The sequence below is a fragment of the Paenibacillus sp. JT31N7 genome, from assembly GCF_059692095.1.
The window spans coordinates 601,928-626,268 of record NZ_JCAUAT010000001.1; the positions used below are offsets into that span (position 1 = coordinate 601,928).

Annotated in this window: 22 protein-coding genes and 1 pseudogene; 5 read left to right on the forward strand and 18 right to left on the reverse strand. The window is 51.0% G+C overall.

The window, feature by feature from the left end; all coding sequences use genetic code 11:
* Window positions 1-23: 23 nt before the first annotated feature.
* Window positions 24-677: a TetR/AcrR family transcriptional regulator gene (locus AC58P5_RS02685; RefSeq protein WP_497384410.1), complete on the reverse strand. Its 654-nt coding sequence runs from the start codon at window positions 675-677 to the stop codon at window positions 24-26.
* A gap of 366 nt (window positions 678-1,043) precedes the next feature.
* Between AC58P5_RS02685 and AC58P5_RS02690 the strand changes: the two genes are divergently transcribed.
* Entirely contained in the window at window positions 1,044-1,589 is a 546-nt protein-coding gene (locus AC58P5_RS02690; protein WP_497384411.1) for a DUF6022 family protein, read from the forward strand.
* 195 nt (window positions 1,590-1,784) lie between these two features.
* Here AC58P5_RS02690 and ybiA read toward each other — a convergent pair whose 3' ends face one another.
* The 6 genes from ybiA to AC58P5_RS02720 form a co-directional block, all read right to left on the reverse strand.
* Window positions 1,785-2,351 (reverse strand): riboflavin biosynthesis intermediates N-glycosidase, encoded by a 567-nt coding sequence (gene ybiA / locus AC58P5_RS02695; RefSeq protein WP_497384412.1) that lies wholly within the window; start codon window positions 2,349-2,351, stop codon window positions 1,785-1,787.
* A complete protein-coding gene (locus AC58P5_RS02700) occupies window positions 2,348-3,238 on the reverse strand; it encodes an NUDIX hydrolase (RefSeq protein WP_497384413.1) in 891 nt (296 codons plus the stop codon). Before AC58P5_RS02700 ends, ybiA begins: the two co-directional genes overlap by 4 nt.
* A gap of 262 nt (window positions 3,239-3,500) precedes the next feature.
* Window positions 3,501-4,085, reverse strand: coding sequence for a YdeI/OmpD-associated family protein (locus AC58P5_RS02705; protein ID WP_497384414.1), 585 nt, complete (start codon window positions 4,083-4,085; stop codon window positions 3,501-3,503).
* Between the two features lie 279 nt (window positions 4,086-4,364).
* Window positions 4,365-4,946: a VanZ family protein gene (locus tag AC58P5_RS02710; protein WP_497384416.1), complete on the reverse strand. Its 582-nt coding sequence runs from the start codon at window positions 4,944-4,946 to the stop codon at window positions 4,365-4,367.
* A 282-nt stretch (window positions 4,947-5,228) separates the two neighbouring features.
* Window positions 5,229-5,909, reverse strand: a complete 681-nt coding sequence (locus tag AC58P5_RS02715; RefSeq protein WP_497384417.1) for a metallophosphoesterase family protein — start codon at window positions 5,907-5,909, stop codon at window positions 5,229-5,231.
* Window positions 5,910-6,112: 203 nt separating this feature from the next.
* Window positions 6,113-7,213: a threonine aldolase family protein gene (locus tag AC58P5_RS02720; protein ID WP_497384418.1), complete on the reverse strand. Its 1,101-nt coding sequence runs from the start codon at window positions 7,211-7,213 to the stop codon at window positions 6,113-6,115.
* Window positions 7,214-7,382: 169 nt separating this feature from the next.
* On the opposite strand from AC58P5_RS02720, the gene AC58P5_RS02725 reads away from it, so the two are divergent.
* Together AC58P5_RS02725 and AC58P5_RS02730 are read left to right on the forward strand one after the other, a co-directional pair.
* Window positions 7,383-7,883, forward strand: a complete 501-nt coding sequence (locus AC58P5_RS02725; RefSeq protein ID WP_497384419.1) for an NUDIX domain-containing protein — start codon at window positions 7,383-7,385, stop codon at window positions 7,881-7,883.
* A gap of 434 nt (window positions 7,884-8,317) precedes the next feature.
* A complete protein-coding gene (locus AC58P5_RS02730; RefSeq protein WP_497384421.1) occupies window positions 8,318-9,757 on the forward strand; it encodes an MFS transporter in 1,440 nt (479 codons plus the stop codon).
* 130 nt (window positions 9,758-9,887) lie between these two features.
* Here AC58P5_RS02730 and AC58P5_RS02735 read toward each other — a convergent pair.
* The 5 genes and pseudogenes from AC58P5_RS02735 to AC58P5_RS02755 all read right to left on the reverse strand — a co-directional run.
* A pseudogene (locus AC58P5_RS02735) lies at window positions 9,888-10,739 on the reverse strand (ATP-binding cassette domain-containing protein); the annotation flags it as partial.
* 22 nt (window positions 10,740-10,761) lie between these two features.
* Window positions 10,762-11,316, reverse strand: a complete 555-nt coding sequence (locus AC58P5_RS02740) for a GNAT family N-acetyltransferase (RefSeq protein ID WP_497384422.1) — start codon at window positions 11,314-11,316, stop codon at window positions 10,762-10,764.
* Between the two features lie 179 nt (window positions 11,317-11,495).
* Entirely contained in the window at window positions 11,496-12,281 is a 786-nt protein-coding gene (locus AC58P5_RS02745) for a GNAT family N-acetyltransferase (RefSeq protein WP_497384424.1), read from the reverse strand.
* Between the two features lie 219 nt (window positions 12,282-12,500).
* Complete coding sequence (locus AC58P5_RS02750; protein WP_497384425.1) at window positions 12,501-14,150, reverse strand: AraC family transcriptional regulator; 1,650 nt, start codon at window positions 14,148-14,150, stop codon at window positions 12,501-12,503.
* Window positions 14,151-14,169: 19 nt separating this feature from the next.
* Window positions 14,170-15,153: an ABC transporter substrate-binding protein gene (locus AC58P5_RS02755; protein WP_497384426.1), complete on the reverse strand. Its 984-nt coding sequence runs from the start codon at window positions 15,151-15,153 to the stop codon at window positions 14,170-14,172.
* A gap of 283 nt (window positions 15,154-15,436) precedes the next feature.
* Between AC58P5_RS02755 and AC58P5_RS02760 the strand changes: the two genes are divergently transcribed.
* Window positions 15,437-16,078: a beta-class carbonic anhydrase gene (locus AC58P5_RS02760; protein ID WP_497384427.1), complete on the forward strand. Its 642-nt coding sequence runs from the start codon at window positions 15,437-15,439 to the stop codon at window positions 16,076-16,078.
* A 122-nt stretch (window positions 16,079-16,200) separates the two neighbouring features.
* Here AC58P5_RS02760 and AC58P5_RS02765 read toward each other — a convergent pair whose 3' ends face one another.
* From AC58P5_RS02765 to AC58P5_RS02780, 4 genes are all read right to left on the reverse strand, one after another.
* Window positions 16,201-16,851 (reverse strand): DedA family protein, encoded by a 651-nt coding sequence (locus AC58P5_RS02765; protein ID WP_497384428.1) that lies wholly within the window; start codon window positions 16,849-16,851, stop codon window positions 16,201-16,203.
* Window positions 16,852-16,908: 57 nt separating this feature from the next.
* A complete protein-coding gene (locus AC58P5_RS02770; protein ID WP_497384429.1) occupies window positions 16,909-17,679 on the reverse strand; it encodes a TerC family protein in 771 nt (256 codons plus the stop codon).
* Window positions 17,680-17,727: 48 nt separating this feature from the next.
* On the reverse strand, window positions 17,728-18,129 hold the full coding sequence (gene flgB, locus AC58P5_RS02775) for a flagellar basal body rod protein FlgB (protein WP_497384430.1): 402 nt from the start codon (window positions 18,127-18,129) through the stop codon (window positions 17,728-17,730).
* A 585-nt stretch (window positions 18,130-18,714) separates the two neighbouring features.
* Window positions 18,715-19,632: a DMT family transporter gene (locus tag AC58P5_RS02780; RefSeq protein WP_497384431.1), complete on the reverse strand. Its 918-nt coding sequence runs from the start codon at window positions 19,630-19,632 to the stop codon at window positions 18,715-18,717.
* 125 nt (window positions 19,633-19,757) lie between these two features.
* Between AC58P5_RS02780 and AC58P5_RS02785 the strand changes: the two genes are divergently transcribed.
* Entirely contained in the window at window positions 19,758-21,188 is a 1,431-nt protein-coding gene (locus tag AC58P5_RS02785) for an aminotransferase-like domain-containing protein (RefSeq protein ID WP_497384432.1), read from the forward strand.
* Between the two features lie 1,078 nt (window positions 21,189-22,266).
* Here the strand turns inward: AC58P5_RS02785 and AC58P5_RS02790 are convergent.
* On the reverse strand, window positions 22,267-23,496 hold the full coding sequence (locus tag AC58P5_RS02790; RefSeq protein WP_497384433.1) for a cytochrome P450 family protein: 1,230 nt from the start codon (window positions 23,494-23,496) through the stop codon (window positions 22,267-22,269).
* Between the two features lie 77 nt (window positions 23,497-23,573).
* Window positions 23,574-24,194: a TetR/AcrR family transcriptional regulator gene (locus AC58P5_RS02795; protein ID WP_497384434.1), complete on the reverse strand. Its 621-nt coding sequence runs from the start codon at window positions 24,192-24,194 to the stop codon at window positions 23,574-23,576.
* Window positions 24,195-24,341 lie beyond the last annotated feature (147 nt).

The window sequence follows — 24,341 nt, forward strand, 5'->3', positions numbered from 1 at the left end:
GTCAATATTAAAAGTAAAAAAAATTAGCGGGGCCTTAACATGGAAACGGACGACTCCACCACCTGGTCCAATGCCATGTGCCATTGTTCTTTCTTTTCCGTCTCCGGAATTCCGTTTGCTATCCATTCCTGCTGCGCTTGATCCAAGTAATTCATCCCCTCCGATACCGCTCCCCAGAACTGCCTCGCCATGAGATCGGGATTCCCCTGCCGAATCGCGCCTTCTCCGATCCCTTTTTCAATGGCCTGAGTCATCTCCTGCAAAAAGCTCTGCATCCACGAAAACGGAGAAAATTCCTCCGGCGTATACAAATGATGCACGTCTAAACCAATCCGCATGTAAAAACGCGGGATCTCGGGATTAACCCTAACCCGTTCGCAAACAATCCGGGCATAACTCTCGAACCGTTCCAACACGGACCCCTCTTGCTCAAAATAAGAGTTCGTAAAGCGTTTGGACTCTTCCATCATGGTTTCGTAAAGCTCGCGGAACAACGCTTTCTTGTTTTTGAAATAATAATAAACGAGACCGTGAGCGAGTCCCGCCCGATCCGCTATATCTCCCATTTCGGCCGCCGCGTACCCTTTGTCGACATAGACCAATATAGCCGCCTGCAGCACTTCTTGTTTGCGCTGTTTCCGGATCGCTTCGTTTTGTTCTTTAGTACGTGGAGACATGCCGTTTCACCCTTAGTTCCGTCTTTAAAATCCAAGCAATTATAGATAATATAATGCGGTTCTGTCAACCGGTGTCCCCGTCTTGCGACAAGTAGAACCCGGCACCCCCTCATCGCGGCCGCCGGTTATCAGGTGTATGCCGTCTATCCCGGATGTGGGGCGGTTATTTCACGGAAAGCAGACTTTCCGATATGAATTTCAGTCCCTCCGCCTAATCATGTACCCGCTTAAAGCACTTGCTAAAGTTTTCCGCCTGAACCGGCTGTAGCCGCCTACTTTTTTGAGGCAAGCTTATCATTTGCATACATGTTGTAAGATGAAATTGTATTCCATAAAATGGTTAATGGAAGGGAGATTACACCTCATATGCCTACAACCAAAGCATTAAACGATTTCTTGAAAGAACAGCCGGAAAGCAAGATTGAGGCCGTGGCCGCCTTTATTGAATCTCATGTCCGCGAGAACTGGCAGGAGATTCTGGTTAAAGAGAACGACCGACTGCTTAAAGCTTACGCGGAAGCGGGAGATCCGGCTTACGGAACCTACTTGAACCTGCTCCTCCTGCCCGTGCACCGTCAGCTTAATGAAGCCGGACTGCGGCCGGAACCCCGCCTGCCGGGTAATTTCGACCTTTCCCGCGAATGGGGCCGGAATCCGGACCTAAGCGATCAGGAGCGCTGGATGTGGAGTACTCTTCATACAACCGATGGCTCGCCTGTCGGAACGATTGTCACCATTACCTACCACGACCATACCCGGTTTCGTATTCCCCGCGAGCCGGGAATTATCGCTCTTACCGAGACGAATCAACAGGACATCGTGGAAGCCTTGTCCGGCTTATCCGCCGAATTCAAGCAAGCGCTCGAATTCAGCGTCGAGTATGAGAATTATCTGCGCGGTTTGGAGCAGTAAAAAAGCGGATAAACCAGCGCAGGCTCAGCCTTCGGCACCTGGTGAAGCAAAAAAAACCGTACCGGATATCCGGTACGGTTTTAGCCGATCATTGGTTAACGAAGACTCACAGGCTCAGGATCTGCGCTTCTCTCATCGGCTGGCTGGAGATCTTCATAACCAATGTCAGCAAAACAGCCGAGTCAAACTCCCCTTTCAGTTTTGCCCGGCTTCTTCTTGCAGAAGAGAGTCTCTCACCTCAGTGAGTGCAAAACCAAGCAGGTTTCTCCCCCGCCATTTCATCGGGTTATCCGCGTCGGGATTGTCCTTCGCCATCCCGATTCCCCAAACCCGGTCAACCGGACTCGCTTCGACCAGAATACGGTTTTTCGTCGATTTCAGATAGCTCCATAGCTCCGGGTTTTGCCGGAACTTGGCAAGGTTCCCCTTCTTCACGATATCGTAGCAGCGGCTTTCCCACACATTGGCATCGAAAGATCCGACCGCGCGTCCGAACGCTTTCATCTCTTTAGGATGCCTGGCGTTCATAATCGCTTTGAGCATCTTATCGTCCCCGAAAAGCCGCGCTTTCTCGGCCATCATATACTGCTCCGTGCAGCTGTAAGGCTCGCCGTTCACGATAAAACTAGAGCCCCACCACTGGCTGAAGCAGCTCGAATTTATGCTGCCGTCGGCCGGTGGCGTATGTCCCCAGAAAAAAAGAAATTTTCTTTTCTCCCCCGCTTGATAGGCCTTCCGCAGTTCTTCAATGGTATAGTTCATTCCAATCCCTCCCAATTTCTCCGGTACAGCCGGGAAGGACGGTGCCCGGCATTCTCCGTATATTGATCGGTCTCTTTGACAAGAGGAGCCGTTTTGCGGCGGAAGGCCGCCTTTAGCAGTTCTCTGTCCAATATAACCTCGTATACCTGCTGCAGCTCCGTTAACGTGAAAAGCTTCGGCAGCAGATGCAGGGCGATATCGGTATCATTGAGCTTACCGCGCAGCCGTTCTATGGCACAGCCGATTATTTTGGCATGGTCGAAAGCAAGCCCTGCGTTTGAGGCAATGGCGTATTCAACAACCGAAGAATCTTCCGTCGATTGTTTTCTGCGCTCCACAACAGCCGTTAACGTCTCACGCACACCGGCCAGCTTCAGTTCGTATCTCCTTGTCACGCTGTAACCGTGCTCCAGGCGCTGCTTCTCTTCGTTAAGAAGCCGGCAGGTTACATCGAACCAGGCGGCTTCCGCCGCGTCGTCCCCTGCTTCTATCTTCACCTTGGAACTATCGATCAAGGCCATATAAGCACAGCTCATAACCCAAGTCCGGGGGTCGCGATCAGGCTCGCTGAAGGTATAGAGCTGTTCCAGATACACGTTATCCACAGATGTCTCTTCCCGGAGTTCCCTTCGCGCAGTCTCTTCCGTCGTTTCTCCCGGCCGCACGAATCCTCCGGGCAGCGCCCATTTACCGAGGAAGGGGTGCTCTCCCCGCCGAATGAGCAGAACCCGCAATTTTTTCTTCGGAAGCTTGCGGTAGTTGAACTCCGCGGTATCGGCCACCGTGAAGATCACCATATCTGCTGCAACCGAAGGACGCACGTAATCCCCTGCACGGTATTGTGCAAGGAATTGCTCCTCCGTCAGCCCGTTGCGGTCTCTTTTCATATCATATCCACCTGTTCGTATCAATTACTTATTATCATTTTGTTACTATCAACATACAGAATATGATTTATTTTGTCAACTAGGAATTCTCACGATCTCCAGTCCCGGGAAAGCAACGCAAAAAAAGAAGACTGATTTCCCTCAGTCTTCCGCTGCTGATTGTCGATTTACTCACCGGCTTTTATGAATGATGGCGATCAGGCGGTTTTCGATATCTTCCGCAATTTCCAACCGGTCCTTATTTTGTAACAGCCGGCCCCTATCAGGGATAAATTTTCTCGCCTTTTTCCAGCATCTCTATAAACTGACGGATGCGTTTTTCCCGGGTTTCCTCTTTTTTGACATTCTGGATTCTAAAGTGGATCGCATACTTATTCTGCTTGTTTAACGTGTCGTAAAACGCTTTTGCACGTGCATTAAGCTCCAGCCGGGCGGCAAAATCCTCCGGTACGGTACCGCTTCTTTGCGGTTCGTATGCCTTGTCCCACTGACCGCTCCGTTTGGCGTCTTCAATCGCCTTGAGGCCCGCCGGCTTCATTCTCGAGCCCGCGATAAGCTGTTCCGCCTTATCTTTATTCACCTTGGACCAAATGCTCCCGGCCCCGCGCGGCGTAAACCTTTGAAGCCACGACCGGTCGTCGAAAGTTTTCTTCTGGCTGTCGATCCATCCGTAACACAGCGCGCTTTCGAGGGCTTCCTGATAAGAAACCGTTACAAGCGGAGCATGTTTTTTCGCGATTTGTAAAAGGATTCCGGGCGATGCTGCATGATTGCTTTCGAGCCAAATCTCAAACGCCGCTTGATCCTCAAAGCAAAGAACCGGCAATTCGGGGGCTTTCTTGCTCATGGATTCCGCTTCCTCCTGCCATGAATAGTTCTGTAAGATAATTCAACTATACGTCAAGGAAGGGCATGATTCAATGCGGGTCAAGCTTCCTTCATCCCTGCCCCAATCGAATCCGATACCGCGATCATTACGCTTGAGCACCAATTTGTTTCCCAAGCAGTGCGCAACTTCAAAGAACCGCCGATTGATTCCCTTAATTGATCGTCGCACCGTTACTGTTCAGCTTCGGAATTCTTGTACTCTTCTCCGGCAGCGAATACCGGATACCAGAGAGGCGGCTTAATCAGCGCTTTGCGGCTGAATACCGTTATGCAGCACCACACTGCGTGCCGGAAGCTCCTGCGGCGGGTAAAGGTAGCTGCGGCTACCTTTTTCCAGCGAATAATTCATTCCTCCGACAGCGGCAACCGTACCGGCCGAAAGTATGATCGTGATCAAAACAAGCCGGACGATGCCCTGCAAATTGTCGCGGCTGCCGGGGACTAAGCGCTGCGCCCAAAAGCCTACGGCGGCCCCTAGTGTATTAATCACAATGTCGTTGATATCGAAAGCGCCCAAGCGGGTAATCATTTGCAAAGTTTCGAGAAGCGTAATCGACACCAGGAAGCACAGAATAAACGGGACAAATTTGCAGCGGAACAAAAGCGGAATGAGCAGCCCGAAAGGGACAAAAGCAGCAAAGTTGCCGAATTCGAAAAACCAGCTTCGAAACTCTCTGCCCATCGGATAATGCAGCGGAATTGCTTGCGGAATCAAGTTGTAGCGCATGCCCCGGTCTACGATGTGAGAGCTGCGGTTAAATCCGATATATAAGAAATAAAGAGTCAAACCGGTGTAGAAGCCTAACAAGAGAAATGTCATTTTTCGCAGGTTTCCTTGATACATGGGTGGGTATAATCCTTTCTTCCCTGCAAATTAGCGGCCGCACATGCAGTTTTTCGATGATTGATTTGTCTTGTTGAAGACGTTTGTTTGCATTATACAACGGAGGGCTGCTCTCATTCCGAAACGAAAAATAAATCCTTTATAAAGAAATTGTTACTTTCCTCTATACGCTCGTTTATAAAAGAAAAAAACCGTTCAAATGCTGAACGGTTTTGTTAATGCGTTTTTTAAAGATCCTTTTCTTGTCGGAAAAGGCGTTTATTTGACGGAAAAGACTTTCCGGCCCGGCAGCTCGAGGCAGTGCAGAAACCCTCCATACACGGCACCGCCGTCGATTCCGATGATGTTGTTTTCTCCGAAATAAACATCCTGCTTGCCGTGAAGGGTTTCCGTTATGGTGTGCCCGAACACGACCGTCTTCTTGCCCCGGTAGCCTTTGTGAAACTCGTCGCGGATCCACATCAGCACATAAGCATCCGTCTCTGCAAGCGAAGTCGCGGGATGCACGCCCGCATGGACAAAGATATAATCCTCGGTTTCATAAAAAGTTTGAAGTCCGTCCAAAAAGGAAAGGTGCTCCTTCAGCAGGGGCGTAAGCTCCAATGTTTCGGGAGTAGGAGCTTCTGCAGCGGCACCCGGATGTTCGTAGCTGGTCAATGTCGCACGGGCTCCGTTCCGGAACCAGCGTTCGATGAATACGGGGTCCCGTTCGAACGATTTGATCATCATATGATCGTGGTTTCCCTTGAGAACGATCGCGCCTTCCCGGTGGAGCTCCATGACCTTTTCCACCACTCGTTTGGGATCGGGCCCCTTATCCACGTAATCGCCGAGCAAAATCAGCTGGTCCTGCCGGGGGTCGTAGCTCACCTGTTCCAGCAGCCTTGTAAATTTGTCCATTTCTCCGTGTATGTCACTGACGACTAGAGTCCGTTTCATATCGTTCCTTCTTTCATGTGTGTGTAGATGACAGTGAGGTGCAAAACGATTCAGCAAAAACAATTAATGAGATTAAATATATTATATGATTAATGGCATTAAGTAATTAAAAGAGGCGGTATCGCATGTCTTACGGCTATTAATCCGCTACTTCCTGCCGGACAGAATCGTGCTGGATTGAATATTTTCTCCGAATGCTCCCCTTATGCGGAAAGCGCCGCTTTCAACTTCTCCTTTAACAGGAGGAAGGCTTGCCGGATCTTGTCTTTCGGTACGTTCTCATACCGGTCACCCACGCTGATCTCGGTGTAGCAGGTTCCTTCTTCTCGTTCATGCAGCCAAGAAGTCAATCCTACACCCGTGGCTTCGTATACTTCCGTAAGGATCGGGAGAACGGCCGTCTCCGGCAGCTTAAAATGGATATGGAACATATTGGACACCGGAACCGCGGGTTTTGTATAAACACCCTCGCATTCATTGAAGAAAGCGGCGAGTTCCTTCGCTTCCCCGAAGTACTGTGCCATTCTGCCTATTCTAAGGTCGAAATAATAATCCGACGTGATTATGTACGGGTAAAGACTAATCAGATCGCCCCCGTGGCGTCTCTTCCACACTTTGGACCGCTCCGTAAAATCACTGCTTCCCGCCAGAACGGCTCCTGCAATTCCGCCGATCCCTTTGTAGAAGGACACGTATACGCTGTCAAACAGCGCGCATATGTCAGCGGCCGATTTTTGGTAGTACGGCGTAATTTCGAACAATCTCGCCCCGTCCATATGAAGCTTAATGCCTTTATCGCGACAGTAAGCCGAAATAGCCTCCAGCTCTTCGAATGCCGGCAGTTGGCCGCCGATTTCCCGCTGGGGCAGCTCCAGGAGCAGACAGGAAATCTCCCCGCCTAACCGCTTCACATCCTCAAGGGTAATCAGCCGGTCCTTGTCCGCCAGCAAAACCGGCTCTATGTGGTGCAGCTCCTTCAAACCGTCTTCCTCGTGAATTTCCAGGTGACAGAGCGGATGATACGCGGCCCGCTTGCTTCCTTTCTCATCGCACCAGATTCTTAACGCAATTTGCTGCGCCATCGTTCCGCTCGGGAAAAATACGGCCGCTTCCTTGCCTAAATAGGCGGCTATTTTGCTCTGAAAGTCCTCAATCAGCTTCCCCGTTCCGTAAACGTCGCTTTCCAGCGTGCCCTCAATCTCGTCAAAGACCTGCTTCAAAACTCCCATATCCCGGGGCCCATTACCACCCAACGGATAAGACGTCCGCTTAAACGCTTCTTTTAAAACTTCCTTATTGCTCAACCCGTTTTCCCCCTTCGGCAAAGTCTTATCTCTTAGCATACTAAATCCCGCTCTTCAAAGAAATTGATTTTTAGTTGGTAAGCAATGTAGGACTGGACATACAAGAAGGAAGTTCCCGGTTAAGAACGAATTATACGGTTTCGCATAAAAATTTAAGGGGGCGGCTCAAGTGGGAATGTCTGATTATTATAGAAATCTGCGAGAAAAAGTGGGCTGTGAATGGATCTTCGTGCCAAGTGTGGCGGGAATTGTTCGTAACGAGTCGGGAGAAATTTTATTGCAAAACAAAGGAAACGGCGAGAAATGGAGCCTACCCGCAGGAGCCATTGAACTTGGCGAGGCGCCTGCCGAAGCGGAAGTTCGCGAAGTGCGTGAAGAAACGGGGCTGTATGTTTTCCCGAGCAAGTTGATAGGTGTATTCGGCGGAAAGGAATACCGCTATCAATATCCGAATGGCCATAAAGTGGAATATACCATCTTGATGTTCGATTGCGTCGTTCATTCCGGCACCTTGAATCCCTTGGACAGCGAAACAGCCGAACTTCGTTATTTCAGCCCGGAACAGATGCCTGAACTGGCATTGCCATATCCTGCGCATTTGTTTTCAAGAGAAGAAAAGAAGGAAATTTATTTTCAGTGGAAAGATGACTACTTGAAAAATCTTTTGTAAGCAGGCTGTAAGTCAAGTTGTTTTTTTAAGCGTTATCGAATAAAATTAGAGACAATCTAGCAGAAAAGGAGGCAAAAAGCGATGGAAACGATTTTCGTGCCGGCAAAAAATAAAAGCAAAAAATCCGGGGATCAGACTTTGACGGGATCCGTCTGCCTTTTTTCGGGCAGTGTTAAAACGAAATTTCATAGTGACAACCACCGGATGCTTTTTGCCTCGCGTAATGGAATCTGCAAAGTGAATGGACGTTTCTGATTAACCAGCAGATTTTAATCTAACACGCAACGACTTGGCGCCGGTTTGTGGAGGCGTCTTTTTTGCGTACTTTTTGCCCTTGTTCTTCTGCCTGAAAGGAGGTGACCGTTCGTGATAAATAAAACATGGGATTCCCCTCCTAAGATTGAGCCCACTTTAATTTTAGGAGGCAAACATACATGAACGTTCAAACGGATTCTAAAAAAAACCGGCAGCTTCCCCTGCTGCTTGTACTCGTCTTTTCCTTATTCGTTGCCTGCATGACAGCCGATATGGTCAACCCGGTTCTGCACCTCATAAGCAAAGACTTCGGAGCTTCCGAAGCCCGGACAGGCTGGGTAGTCAGCGGGATTCTGCTCGTGATCGCTATCGGCGTCCCGTTCTATGGCCGCATTTCGGACTTTTTCAGTTTGCGGAGGCTTTATCCGCTTGCTCTCTTGATATTTGCGGCCGGAAGCCTCGTCTGCGCAGTCGCCCCTACTCTTCTGGTTTTGGTACTGGGCCGCATGCTGCAAGGGGCGGGTTCCGCGGCCATTCCGGTCCTTTCCGTCATCACCGTCTCTCAGGTTCTTCCGTCCGGAAGCAGAGGCGCCGCACTCGGCATCCTTGCAGGCAGCATCGGCATCGGAACGGCAGTCGGGCCGATCTTCGGCGGACTTGTCGGCCAGCTGTTCGGCTGGCCCTCTCTCTTCTGGATCACTCTAGCGCTGCTGCTGGCACTTGTTCCCTGCGCTCTTTATGTGCTCCCGGACGGAAGTCCCGGCACCGAAGCCGCACAAGAGCGCCATTTCGACCTGCTTGGCGGCATTCTGTTCGGCCTGGCGGCAGGTTTATTCCTTTTCGGCGTCACACAGGGACAAGCGGAGGGATTCCGGTCGTTATCCTCCTGGGGCAGTCTGGCGGGCGCTTGTCTCATGACAGCCGCCTTCATCTGGCGAATTTACACGGCGGAGCACCCGTTCGTTCCGCCTGCCTTGCTGGCAAACAAAAGCTACGTGGCGACGGTCCTGGTAGGCTTCTTCACGATGTTCGCTTACGTCTCGTCGCTCGTCTTCGTCCCGCTTCTCGTCGTCGAAGTAAACGGCCTCTCCCCAGGGGCAGCGGGCCTTGTCCTGCTGCCGGGTGCCGCGGCCGTGGCCGTCTTCTCGCCTGCGGCCGGCCGTCTTTCCGACCGGATAGGAGCCAAAATTCCCGTCGCCGCGGGACTTTCGGTCATGGTTATTTCGCTCTTGTTCATTTCCACTTTCGCAGCGGGGAGCTCTCCTCTATTGGCCTCGACGGGAATGCTCGGGCTGGGCCTCGGCGTCGCCTTTACGAATTCTCCCGCGAACAACGCAGCTGCAAGTACGCTCGGAAAAGAGCAAGTCGGCGCAGGGCTCGGGATCTTCCAGGGAGCCTTATTCCTCGGGGCCGGAACAGGCGCTTCCGTTATCGGAGCCTTTCTGGCGGCGCGTAAAGAAGCCGCGCAAGATCCGCTGAACCCCTTCTATGTTCTGGGAGCCGCTCCTTACTCTGACGCTTTTCTGGCGATAGCTGCCGCGGTCATTATCGCACTTGTGTTTTCCGCACGTTTGCAGAGCGGCAGACGGGATGGTGCAGCTACACCCCGCGATAATTAAAGCTCATCTGCCTGTCTTTCATTTCTGCTAGACAAAAAAGCACCGGGAAATTCGGGCCAAAGCAAAGGCCCGTATTCCTGGTGCTTTTCTTTCCTGCAAAACTGTATACAATGGGCGAGGGTAACGTTCCTCATTCAAATTCGCGCTTCCGGTTTCCGATTTCGAGAACTCGGTCCACCCAACCCTCATAAAATTTCTGTTCATGTGACACCAGAATCAGGGTGCCGCCGAAGTGGATCAAGGCGTTTCGCAAAGCGTCTTTTGCTTCGGCATCCAGGTGATTGGTCGGTTCGTCCATGATAAGCACGTTGCAGGGCGAAAGCAGCAAGCGGCACAATTTCACTTTCGACTGTTCCCCTCCGCTCAGGGTACGAAGCGTTTGGAAAGCATGCGTTTCGTTTACTCCGCACTGTGCCAAATGACGCCGGATTTCTTTGTTGTTCAGCTGTGGATACCAGTCCGATATATACTGAACCGGTGTCATAGCGTCGTCTTCCCAGACCAAGTCCTGCTCGTAGTATCCGGTCTTCCCATGTTCCGCAAAACGGAATCCCCCGGAAATGCCCGGAATTCTTCCCATAAGCGTTTTGAGCAATGTGGATTTTCCGATTCCGTTGAATCCGGTAATGACGATCTTTTCCCCGCTCCCCACGGAAAAAGTTAACTTGGGCAGCAGAGGCGCCGTATACCCCACTTCCAGCTTGTTTACATGAAGCGCAACCTGAGCCCCTAGCGTGAGCTCCCTGAAGCGGATGAACGGCCTCTCGACAAAAGCAGGCGCAGCGATCCGCTCGATTTTATCCAGCTGCTTTTTACGACCGCGGGCGATTCTGGAGTTAACTCCGGCCCTATTTTTGCGGATATACTCTTCCGTCTTTTGAATCGTTTTCTGCTGGGCGTTGTACTGCCGGATATGATCTTCCCGTAAATGCTGCTTTTGCCGGAGGACATCCGAGTATTTTCCCGGATATTTTTTGATCGTTTCGCCTTCGGGTGGCCTAATTTCAGTCGAACATCAGGTACCAATACAGCGCAATTTCGTTGCTTTGTTTGTCGAGACCTTTATACAAGCAGCTATCGAATCCGCCTAAGACAAACCCGCAGCTTTCATAGAACTTACAGGCCCGGACATTGTTGTTCTGAGTCTCCAGCATGATTCCCGGCATTCCCCCTGCCTTCGCCCAGTTCTTGGCCTGGTCAATCAGCTTACGGCCGACGCCGTATCTCCGGTAGGAGGAATCTACTTTAATGTCCTCGACGTAAGCGTACCCGTTCCAGTTCTTCTTTAGCAGAATTTGACCTGCGATTCGGTTTTCCATGCAGGCCAGATACATGACTTGATCGGGATTCCCGATATAGCCGGCATACCCGGTGTCTTCCGTTTCCCCGTCCGGCTCGTCCGCATATCTTTTCGTATAGCGGGGCACTTCTTCGACCGTATAGCCGATCCGACGGTCCTCAAGTGTAAGGACGAGAATGGAATCGACCATAAAGCTCCCGTCCACCTCTATGCCCTCGAATTTGTCCTCTTCGGTCAACTTCCTGATCCGAATATCCATGTTCTTCCTCCCGACTGTTTGTTTTCCAACCGTAAAAGCATGAAGAACGAACGGATACCCGGCGGTCCGCGGACTTAACGAAACACGTATTTCTCCTTCATCTTTCAACCTCCCCTTTTGAATTCCCAAGGATCTTGCTTCTCCGGCAGCTCATCCGCTTGCGGCAAATATGCCATCTATCAGGCACCCGGTAATCCGTACTTTTCTATCCAGGCATCTATATTTTTATCGAACTTGCTCCGGGTCAAAATCTCGTGTGTGATAAAATGGCCGTTATAAAACAAGCTGTAGCTGGTGTAAGGCGTTGGTGCGGATTGCGCTTCCCAGGTGGACTCGATTCTCCTGACTTCGACCGGAATGGAGCGCTCGCGTGCACAATCCGCAAGTTCTCCCACATAATGATCCGTATAGGGACACTGGGCGGTGTACAAAACCAGAAATCCTTTTACAACGTCCACTCTCTGCTCCCTTACGCTTGGTTTGAATTTCGGTATCGGTGCGTCTTCCTTGAATTTCAGCACGACCAACTCGAAATAAGGAGCCGCCTGATCGCACACTTCGAATCCATTGTGGGTAAAAAACGACTTGTCGGATAAATAGGGCCGTTTGGTCCGGCTCGTTACCGCTATCGCCCCATTCTTCGCGCCCGCTTCCTCCAGGCATTCCCTGAGAAGCTTTTTACCGTATCCCTGGCCTTTGTATGAGCCGGCTACCCAGAAGCAGTTGATATAGATGTAACCGGGAGCTTCTACCGGGCACCAGGCGTATTCCGCCGGAATATATTCGATGAATACTTTCTGCCGGACATCCAGCTTTTTGAAACGCAAACCTTCCTGAAAGCGCTGCTGCAGCCATTCCTTTTTCAGCTTGACTCCGTTGGCGCATTTCTTGTCCGATATGGCACAGCAAATATGTTCCCGGCTGATATTCTCGGTGTCTAACGTTACAATTCCCGGTTCGTTCATCCCGGCCCCTCCCTGATTCGTATACGTTAAGATTACCTCAGCCCGGCGAAAAAAGCACGGATATCCGTCATCCTATTCTGCCTTGCCGGATTCCCGAAACAAATTCCTGCAAATAAAAAAAGCGCATCCTGTCCGTTGGCGGAAGAATGCACTGCGGGAAACACGGGCCGAATTGATTGAAATACAATCCGGCAGGTCCTGGCACGCATTAGCTAAACCTCATGCCAGCACCTTCAATACGTCTTCGATTTTTTTGCCGCGGGAGAGGATGCCGTAGTTCATCCAGGTCAGGAAATCGACCTCATAGACGCTGTTGTTCCGAACTCCGGGCAGCCGGGTGAGCCGCTCGTCTTCATGAACTCCGGCCGTGTGTCCCCAGCGTCTGTCAAACGTCACAAACAGATGATCCGCATCCAGCCCGGCCAGCCATTCCGGACTCAAGGCGGCACTTCTGCGCGAGCGGCCCGTTAATTGGCTGACGAGGCGATGCGGAGTCAGCCCTAAATCTCTGTAAAGAACGGGACCCGTGTAGCCCAGCTCCGGCCCGCCGTACAACGTAACGGCTTCGGCTGAAATGCGCAGGAACGCCACGGTCTGATCGCGTACGGAGCGTCCGAGGGCCTGTCTTGCTCGGTCCGCCCTGCTTTCGTACTCGCCGATAATGTCCCGGACGCGACTCTTCTTTCCGAGCAGATCCGCCACTTTATCCAGCGTAGACCTCCAGTCCTCCCCCGAATGAGCCATCTGGTAGGTAGGAGCGAGGCGGCTGTAGCTTAAAGGATGCGTTCCGGCGTCTAATAAAATAAAATCGGGCTGCTCCTGCGTAAGGCGCTCCAGACTGCCCTCTGAAACGTCGAAAACAGGGACATCGCTCATGTCCAGATAATCCTGTTTTCCCCATCCCTCGCTGTACCACTGCATCACCGGTGTAATCTCCAGGGCCAGCAAAAAATCTTCCAGGCACGGAGCGAACACCCGGACATGCTCCCGGTGATTGCGCCGGTATTGTCCCGGCGTAATGCCGACGGTCTGTTTAAACCGCCGATTGAGATAGTATTCATTGTTAAAACCGGCATGTCCGGCAATACCCGACAAAGGATCGTCGGTCAGCACGAGCAGCTGCTTGGTCCGTTCGATGCGGGTCCGGTTCAAAAAATCGAGCGGAGTCGTTCCCGTCCGTTCTTTAAACAGACGGGAATACTTCCAACGGTCCAAACCGGCGCCCGAGGCCAGCCCCTCTACCGTTAGCGTGCTCCGGTAATTGTCCCGGATCACGGCTATTGAGCGTTCTACCGCCTGCATCGCATCGAGGCCATCGGAAACGGCAGCACGCTGCTGTAGGAGGAAGCGAAGAAATTCCTGAAACCGCACATAGGTATCGAACGATTCGAATTCGCTGGCCGGATGGCGGCGCTCGTACATCGTCTCCAGCATCGTAACGCCGGAAGAAAAGGACGGGCAGGCGATTTCGCCCGGTTCCAGCAAGTTCTCTTTCGCAGCTCCCGGCGCCTGGCAGGACGCATCGTCACGTCGGTCCGCCGCGTCCGCGAAGCCGCCTTCCGCGTTTTCGCCATGTGTTTCCATCGCCAAGACCTCGTATTTCAGGAGGTAATAGCTTAAGTCCGCTGCATCCGACTCCATGCACGCACCGCTTCCGGGAGCGGTCAGATAGCACTTCCCGCATCCGGCAGCGTAACCTACTCCGTCGAGCATCATGCTGCCGCTGCCGCCTGTTACCGCCACAATGAAATGGCTGTCCGCTCCGGCAGCCTCTTGTTTCCAGCCGGAAGAAGCGGTCTCGCGGCTTATGCCCGTCAGCTCGTAAAACGAGGTGCGCCGTGCAAACGGCTTGTTCTGATTGTCATTCATGATCGTTCGTCCTCACGAGTTACTTGACCAGCAGTTTTAACAAATCGTCTATTTTCATGCCGTTGGCCAAAAAGGCGCCAGTTTGCCAGTGAGTACGTTCAACCTGGTATACGTGTCCTTTTTTGACCGCAGGAACCGATTTCCAGAACGGGCTTTTTAGCAATTGAACGGCTTCTTTGTTTTCTTCCGAATCCCAAGTGCCGTTGGAAGGCAGAAGGATAATATGATCCGCGTCGATTTGGGGAATCATTTCTTCGGAGATGATCTGCTGGAACTCTTTCATCTCTTTGGCCATTGGGGGCGGTGTAAGTCCCAGATCGCGGTACAGAATGGAGCCGATAAACCGGTTGTTAATGCCGAACAGCGTAAACGTTTTTTCTCCCACGTTCAAACGGATCACGGCCACCTTCTCTGTTCCGACGGCTTTCTCCAGAGCCGTTTTCGCATCGTCGACTTTTTTCCGGTACTCCTTCAGAATAGCATCGGCTTTCTCCGGCATTCCCAGCAGATCGGCTGTGGTTTTAAGGATGGCGGACGCGTCGGTCAACATTTCGTCGGGCAGCCGGTAAGTCGGAGCGACTTTAGAATACATGTCATATTTGGCTTTGTCCGCCCCGCCATCTACGATAATCAGATCGGGATTGGCCTCTAGAAGAGCCTCGATACTTCCGGTCATATCAAACTTCGGTACATCCAGCTTCAAATATTCCTGAATCCCCCAATTAGGGTTATACCATTGAACAACCGGAGTCACACCGAGAGCCGTTACGTAATCCTCCAGGTAGATGGCCGCCACCCTCTTCGGCTTTGCCGGGATTTTGATCTCTCCGAAAGCGTCTTTGACGACGCGACTATCATCCGTTGATTTCTCCCCTGCAGGAGTACTCTGTACAGCAGTTGCTGCCGTGCTCTCCCCTTTTCCCCCACAACCGGTTAAACTTGCCGTTAGAGCCAGTAGAGCCAGCAGACTCCATACGGCTCTTTTTGGACGTTTCTCTCTCATCTATCCATTCTCCTCTATCAATGATTTTGATAATCATTCTCAACAATGTAGGTTAAGTCTACTTCACTTTCACAGATTCCCGCAATACATATCGGGGATATTTTTTTATACATCCGTGAAAAATGAGTTGTTTTCGATAAAGTACGGCTGTTAAATTGATATCTATCATTTTTCGTTGATTTTTATTATTTACGAAACCCGTAACTCAAATTAACATTAATATGTAATTTTACTAATAATGGTAATTGCTCTTTTTAAAAGTATAGAGAGGAGGTTGTTTTACATGTCTAGCATAAATGAAATACTCGCTCGCAACCGGATTTTCGTGCAGGAAAAACAGGCTCTCCCCTTTCAGACGGCCCCGTGTCCGGACACAAAAATGGTGATCCTCACCTGCATGGACACTCAAATTCCGGAGCTTCTGCCTAAGGCGCTCGGGATCCGAAACGGGGATGCCAAAATCATTAAAAATGCCGGCGCTGTCGTGTCTCATCCGTCCGGAAGCGTCCTGAGAACCATCCTGCTTGCCATTTGCGAACTCAAGGCCAGAGAAGTGTATGTGATCGGTCACCACGAATGCGGGATGGCGAATTTAAGAAGCGCCGATGATATCGAATGCGCCCGGCAGTTCGGCGATCCGGACCCTTATATGCAGACATTGTCGGAAGCCGGCATTGATCTCAACGGATGGCTGACCGGATTTTCCAATATTGAAGAAAGCATTGCGAGCAGTGTCTCTATGATACGTTCACATCCGCTGTTCCCGGAATCGGTTCTTGTGCACGGGCTGGTCATTCATCCTGTTACCGGACGGCTGGATGTAGTCGTTGAGGGTAAACCTCTTCAGCCGAAAGAAGGTGTGAACGTACTTCTAACTTCAGAAGCTGCCCATGTACACACCACAATTGAAAGGGGGAATGAATAATGTAGCAACAAACGGAAGGGTGCCCGCGAGATTAGCGGGCACCCCTTTGTCCGTCTTTACGTATCCTGCCGGAACATGGACGGTTTCTTTCACTAGCCTCTTTTATCCTATAGGCTTGTCCTTTACTTATCGTTACCGATCTCGAGCGATTCTTTCCCCCGTTCGCTCCTTACGATCCGCCTGCGTACATAGAGGAAACCGATAAGCGCGCAGGATAGAGCCAGTCCCGTATAAATAACGGTCGAATAGATGTCCATATAGCCCACAATCGTCTCCCATGATGCACCGACGGCCGCCCCGACATAGACGAGTACACTGTTCCAAATAAGCGAGCCCGCAGTAGTGAGAAGCAGGAACGGGACGAAGCTCATTCCCGCACTTCCCGCCGGAATGGAAATCAGACTGCGGACCAGGGGGACGAGCCGTCCGAGAAATACGGCCCATACTCCGTACTTATCGAACCAGAAACCCGCTTTTCCGATATCTTCGGGTTTCAGGCGTAGAATCTTACCGTGCCGCGCGACTACCGACCTCAAGCGTTCCATCGACATCAGTTTTCCGGCTCCGTACAGGCAGACGGCCCCCAGAACAGAACCGGCGGTTGCAGCCAGAATAACACCGACTGCCGTCAATGCGGACGTGGTCGTCATGAAACCGCCCAAGGTCAATATGACCTCCGAAGGAATCGGAGGAAACAGGTTTTCCAGCGCGATCAGCAGGAAGATGCCGAAATACCCGAATGCCTCCATCGTTTCCGTAATCCACTGCTCCATTCGCATCTCTCCTCTCCATATCTCGTTAAATCGACGGAATTTCGCACGTCAGCGCTATCAGACCGCCGTTTCCTTTTTCTCTTTGGACAGAAACCAGCCGCACACGGCGATAAGAACCAGAACGACATAAAACGTATATTTCCATGCCGGCAGCTTCGCAAATCCTTCGGGCAGAACGGAAAGCGCCGGGTGAGACAGCGTGTATACGATCAGCTTGACACCCACCCAACCCACAATGACAAATGCGGCAATTTCCAGGCCGGGTCTCCGGTTGAGGAGATTTACGAAGTAAGATGCGGCAAAACGCATAATGATCAATCCGATAAGGCCGCCTGCGAAGACGATAAAAAATTGTCCCCCGTCCATCCCTCCGATTTTGGGCAGGCCGCTTTCCGGCAGCGCCACCGCCAGAGCGACAGCCGCGAGAATGGAGTCGACCGCAAAAGCGATGTCGGCCAGTTCAACCTTGAAAACAGTCGCCCAGAATGAAGAGCCTGTTTTGACCGTGTCCTCTTTTTTGCCTCCGCTTTCACCCTTCTTGACCAGCACTTTGCGGAAAATATGATTGAGCGCGATGAAGATCAGATAAACCGCGCCGATAGCTTGAACCTGCCAGACGTCAACGAGAAAAGAAATGATGAACAGGGAAAGGAAACGGAAGACGAAAGCGCCCGCCAAGCCGTAGAAAAGCGCCCTTTTCCTTTCTTCTTCCGGCAAATGTTTGACCATGATGGCGAGCACGAGGGCATTGTCCGCCGCGAGCAGTCCTTCCAGACCGACCAGCACGAGAAGCACCCAGCCGTATTCGAGAATTAGCGAAACATCCATAGGTTATCCTCCTGCGATTTAGAGTTTGCTTAAACCTTTGCCGGGCGGTTATTTCAAGTCTCTGAGCAGCCCGTTCATTTTCTTATAATGACCGCTTACCCTTTCGGCGAAAACCGAATAAGCAAGCTGATTTTTAGCCATCAGGGACATCTCGTAATCCATATCCACACTATTTCCATTGGTATTGAAAACGTACGGACCGAGAACCGACGTTTTGATGGGTCCGGCTTCTCCCGAGGCGAAAATCTTGAAATGCCGCTTATGGGTCATGACCCCTTCCATGGGCATCTTTCCTTCCGTCGCTCTCTCCAGCTCCTCCTCGAAGGAAACAAACTGACTCTTGTAACCAGGGGTATCCGCGTTTGCAAGATTGCTCAGGATCGCCTGATGCCTGGCCGCCGCAATGTCGAGCGCCTTCTCGTTCATCCGGGCAGTTGAAGAAACTAGCATGGTTGACACTCCTCCTCGTATAGTCTGATGCTGCGGTAATGAGTTTCAGTTGATAAACGGCGCCGTTTTTTCCTCCTTCCCCCGAAATAGGGCAAAATAAAAGCAGCCTTCACCGGTTGGCCGGCAAAGGCTGCTGTTTTTCCTAAAAATAAAAGACCAATGCCGTAAGGCAAAGGTCTCGCTAACAACGTGATCCATCTTACGTCGCATGCAAAGCCGGAGGCAATCAAGCCACGTAATGACGACTATGCATGTATAAGCTACTCCCCTTTGTAGGGTATGAAATTAATTTCAAATTAACAGATTCATCTGACCGTGTCAACCTTTTTATAAAAGAAAATTCCGTTATATTCCGCCGAAAATCGGGCGGTGCGTAAAATCAGCTTAAGAAAACCGCCCGATCAAGACCATCCCACAACACATCATCAACCCGAAATAAACATGTTCTTTCTTCGTTGTCGGCATTTCGATCATCCTCTCTGTTTACCTTTGTTAGTATAGGGATCATGGATGGCCCCACATAAGTGACAAGTTTATGAACATTTTGGCGATGAGTGTTTTCGGTTATGTACATTCCCCCGCCGCCTAACTTCGCTCAACCAGCTTAGTCCGGTTGCCCGCCATTTGCCGCAAGCTCTTGAGGTTAATCAGGAGAATGCCCACGATAATGGTGACTCCTCCTACAAGCGACAAAAACGAGAGAGGCTCACCGTAGAGAAAAACTCCCAGACTAAGAGCGATCAGCGGAGAAACATAGAGCCAGGTGGACGGAAAGACGGGATTCGTCTTGGCTACAAGCCAGTAGAATATCGTGTGCCCCATCATCGACCCGAAGACGATCAGATACAGCAACGAAAAAACGGCTTCGGGAACGAGCATCGCTTCCATATGTACTTGCTCCGTGAAAAGCGACAACAGCAGAAGCATGACTCCCCCGTACAGCATCTGCGCCGCATTCAGTGCGATCGGAGACGTATCGGAAAATCTCCGGATAACCCGCCGGGAATACACCGTACCCGCGGAATAAAAAACTTGTCCCATCAGGACCGCTATGCATCCCGTCACCCAAACCGTGCTGAATGCGACGGTCATACCGGGTACAAGCAGAATAACCACGCCGGCAAATCCCACCAGACACCCTGCCCAGGACGAGGCGGACATTTTCTGCCGGGTCATGCCTGTCTGGAGCAGCATAATCATAAGCGGAGCCGTCGCCGACAAAACAGCGGCGATGCCGGAGCTTAAATACTGCTCCGCCCAGTACAGACTCGCAAAAACACCGAAAGTGAGTCCGAGTCCGGTCAGCATCATCTCTTTGCGGAGCAGAAGCGAGATCCGTGCTTTCTTTTGTACAACCATGACAATAAACAGAATGGCGCCGGCAAGAAAAAACCGGACCCCGGCCGAGAAAAAGGGAGACGCTCCGGCGTCGATCCCCACTTTGATAGCCAAAAAAGTTGTCCCGAAAATTAAACACATCAGGATATAGTTGAACGGGATCATTTCCATTCCTCCTTTTCCCCAGTATAAACGGGTTCGAATAGAACAGATCCCAACTAACAGAACAGATTTGCGCCGAAATCGGCTATACTGAAGGAAACCGAACCTGAAGAAAAGAGCGATGTGTTGTGGAAAGAGAAAACCGTTCGAACGCCCCTTCCGATAAGCTTTTCGAACAAATTTACGATTACCTGCTGGAAAGGATCAGGCGCGGAGAATGGAAGGCGCATGACAAGCTTCCTTCTATCCGGTCACTGGCGGCGGACTTCCGGGTGCACCGGCTGACCGTTTTTAAGGCTTATCAACTGCTGAAGCGCAATGGCGATGTGTACGTGAAGGATAAATCGGGCTACTACGTGCACCCCGGCAGCCAGTCGATGCTGGGCCCGCTGAACGATCCGATCGTTTCCGCCTATGTGCATGAAAGCCACCTTTCGGAAATCCATCAGGTGCAGGCGGATTATCAATTTTCCAAAGCGCTGCTCGATCCTAATCTGCTGCCGAACCTTTATTTGTCCGAGTATGTAAAAAAAGTGTTCGATCTGTATCCGAAAGTGCTCGGCACCTACTCGACCGTTCAAGGAGACGAGGAGCTGCGTGAAGCGCTTTGCGATTATTTCACGAAAGGCTTTCATTTCTTCTTGTCTCCCGATGAATTGTTGATTACCTCCGGTTCCCAGGAGGCGATCGATCTGGTCGCCAGAGTTCTCGTAAGACCGAGGGATGTCGTCATGCTGGAGCGGCCTACTTACAGTCCGGCCATAGACGTTTTCAGCCGCCAGGGCGCCAAGATCATCCCGGTCGATATTCATCCGTCCGGCTACGATCTGGAGCAGGTGGAACGGATTATGCAGACCTGCAGGCCGCGCCTTTTTTACCTCAATCCCACCTTTCACAACCCGACGGGTTTCACCGTTCCGGCCGAACAGCGCAAGAAATTGGTGGAGCTGGCGGAGACGTATAAGTGCCTGCTGATCGAAGACGATCCGTGCCGCGATATTTATTTCGGGGATGAGCCTCCCCTGCCGCTCTTTTCTTACGATACCGCAGGGTACGTCATCTATCTCCGCAGTTTCAGCAAATACATCGCTCCCGGGCTCAGCATTGCCGCTGTCGCCTGCCGGCCGTCGTTCATGAACTACTTGATCCGGGCCAAATCGTTATCCGACAGCGGGGCTCCCCTGCTGAATCAGAAGATCTTCCTGCACTATTTCTTTTCCGACCGGATGCAGCAGCATTTGGCGAAACTGAGAATTGCCCTTGCCATACGCAAGGACATCATGGAAGAAGAATTGTCCGGAACCGGGTGGCAGTGGACCAGCCCTGCGGGAGGCTTTAATCTGTGGGTGGAGCTGCCGGTTTCGGTGCCGATGGACCGTCTGCTCAGCCGCTGTATGGAAAAGTCCCTCACCTTCGTCCCCGGTACGATCTGCGATCCGCTGAGAGAGTCGGCCTCCCGGGTGCGCATGAGTTATTCCTATTTGAATGAAACAGAGCTTCGCGCGGGGTTAAGGCGGTTTAAAGAAGTGGTTTTTTCCTTGATGACCTTTTCTTTATAATACTTCTAAACTTAAGGTGTCGTTATAAGTTTGATACCTTTCAGCCATATATTCGAAAAAATAGTGAGGCAGAATAGCCAAAGTGATCTTAAAATCTTCTCTGACTCCTGCGGTTAGAGTCTTAGGGTATTCGTTCGTGTACCATTTAACATTTCGTGCTGTTAACCTAAAATTTTAATAAGAAGTTTAGACAACGCTAACCCTGGGTCATATCCGTACAAAGTGCGATCAAGTTTATTTAACGGCTAGAACATGTAAAGTAAATTCGAGTGTTCGCACCGAGGCAGAAAAATTCCTCGCTAATCGACATAATGCTAAAACGGCAGATAATTATTGCAACATTTTCCAAAAAATGTAGTGATTACTATGGAAGGGATGTATACTACTACGTAGAGGATATTTACGCAGATACCGGACGCAATTGAAAAGAACTGTCTTGAGCGAACCCCAATTGGACGCAGGATATAAAGTTTATATCCCTACTAAAGATTATTACGATAATTAATTTTCTTAGATGATTAACAGGGCGGTGGTAACGTTATGAAAACTCGTACCCAAAGAATAATCCTGACCACCCCTTTTACTCTTGCGGCTCTCCTTATTGCAATAAAAATTGATACAATTTTATTTATTCTTGTGAGTACTTTTATTGTAGGTCCTGTCTGTGCTTGGGCGGGTAGAGGAACTTAAGAGGAATAGGTCAACGCTCTATACATTAGGTAAATAAAGCCCCGTCCAATTGGACGGGGCCTACTTGTTTATATGTAGATTAGGTCTGTTCTAAAACTTAATGCAAGTCACTTTTCTTCTGATAGTGCTGGTGTTTCTTTCTTAGGCTCTCTTAAACTTCATCAGGGATTTCTTCACTATTCATAAGGTCTACAGTCCGTTCATCCTGACTTCATTTTCAAACGGGCTGATATCCTCATTGATCATTCCTTTCGCCAAAGCATTTACCAGAGCTTCCATGCTGCCGTAAGTTATAGCTTGTCAAAGGGAAAAAAGCTGCGTAACGAGGATGCCGATCGAGCGCGGCGGTCCGGCTAACATAAACCGCGCTCCGATCGGAGTTCAGAGGTCAGAAAAGAACAGGCAGGCTGGTGAGCGAGCGCAGCTTTCCGTAGTTATAATCCAGCCGCTCCGGTTCGACTGCCAGACGCAGGTCCGGAAGCCGCCGCAAAAGCGTGCCGAAAGCGATCTGCCCTTCCAAGCGGGCAAGCGGAGCACCCAGGCAGTGATGAATCCCCTTTCCGAAGGCGAGATGTTCGTTCTCTTCGCGGGTGATATCAAGCTTATCGGAATCCGAAAATTTCTGCGGGTCCAGATTGGCGGCCGCCAATGCCAGCAGCACAATCTCGCCTTGGCGTATGACTTTGCCGTGCATGGCGATATCCTCTCCGGCAAACCGGCTGGAGATGACAACGGGGCCCTCCATGCGCAGCATCTCTTCTACGGCACCCGGGAGAAGAGAAGGCGTTTCCCTGAGCAGGCGCATTTGTCCGGGATGCTGCAGCAGCGCGAGCACGCCGTTGCCGATCAGGTTGACCGTCGTTTCATGTCCGGCGATGATAAGCAGCCAGATGGTCGAGAGAAGCTCATTCTCGCTCAGTTGGTCTTCCTGCTCGTAAGCCTGGACAAGGCCGCTCGTCACATCGGTGCCCGGATTGCGGCGTTTTTCGTCCAGCAGCGTCCGGATGTACCCGATGAACTCTTCCAGCGCCTCTTCCACCGCGGAACCTTGGCTTGGGTCCATTGCGGCTTGCAGGAGCTTCTGAGTCCAGCCCCGGAAAAGGTTGCGGTCGGCCGCCGGAATTCCCAGCATCTCCGAAATGACGATAATGGGCAGCGGATAAGCGAAATCCGCGACAAGATCCATCCGGCCCCGCTCTTGGACGGCATCCAGAAGCTCGTCGGCGATCTGCTGGATGCGCGGACGCAGGCCCTGAATCATCTGGGGCGTAAAAGCTTTCGAAGCGAGCCTGCGCAGCCGGGTATGATCGGGCGGATCGGCCGTAAGCATATTCGGCATGTTCCTCAACCATTCAAACAGTTTGCCCACATACGTGCTTGCTCCCGCTGCTTCCGGCTCGTTCTGCGGCACGTATTTCCTCATATCCTTGACCAAACGAGGATCTTTCAGCATCGCGGCCACATCATCGTGACGAAAAGCGATCCAGGCCCCTCCCATCCCGTAAAAATCGTCCAGACGGATAAGCGGCTCCTTCTGTGCAGCCAGCCGCTTATAGAACGCGGCAACATCACGCATCGTTTCCGGCGAATTTAAATCGCCGCCAGTAATTTTTTCCATGGATTTACTCCCTTCTATAAAAAGCGAATAAGCGGAAAAACGGCAAACGTTTATGCGGGAAATATCGTGCTGCGGCCTTAAGCGTGATCCTGCGCGATGCCATGACGGATCATTTTGCAGAACTCATTCATCTTCGTGAACATGTTTTCGATATAAAGGTCGTCGATGGCGCTAAGATCCGTAACCTCCGCTACGAACTTGTTCTCGAAATGCTCCAGGGTAATCATGACCAGCTCAAATGCCTGCTTGCGGTCCACTCCCTCCCGAAGAGGAACTTTTTCAAATAACCGCTCCCAGACCTCGTACTTGGAGGCAAGAACATGCCCGAATTTCTTGGCAATGTCCTCTTTCAGCTCTTCCGGGGTCGAATAGTAGACTTCGTAAATTAATTTGATTTCGTCTTTATGTTTGCGGAAATAATCGAGTTTTTTGCGGCTGTGCGTATCCATCGCTTCAAAAAAATCCCGGTAGTCCGGAACAGCATCCACCCGGAGTTCTTCCCTCGCTTTCTCGAAGCAGTGATCCAGCAAGCTGAGATACAGCATTTTTTTGCTTTTGAAATGGTGAAAAATCAACGCCTTGGAAATTCCGGCCGCCTCTGCCAGCATTCCGGTCGAAGTGTCTTTATACCCGTGGCGCGCGAAAACGGAAAGACAGGCTTCGAAGATTTCGTTTCTTTCGTAAAGTTGTAAAGGCAACCGGGGTCCTCCTTTTGTTATGCTAACCGATCGGTTAATAAAAGTGTAACGGATGCTGACCGGTTAGTCAATATAGAGAACGAAAGACGATTCAAACAAAAAAACGGCCTCGGGAGGGGCTGCTTTTTTTGCCTTCAGTTGATTAAA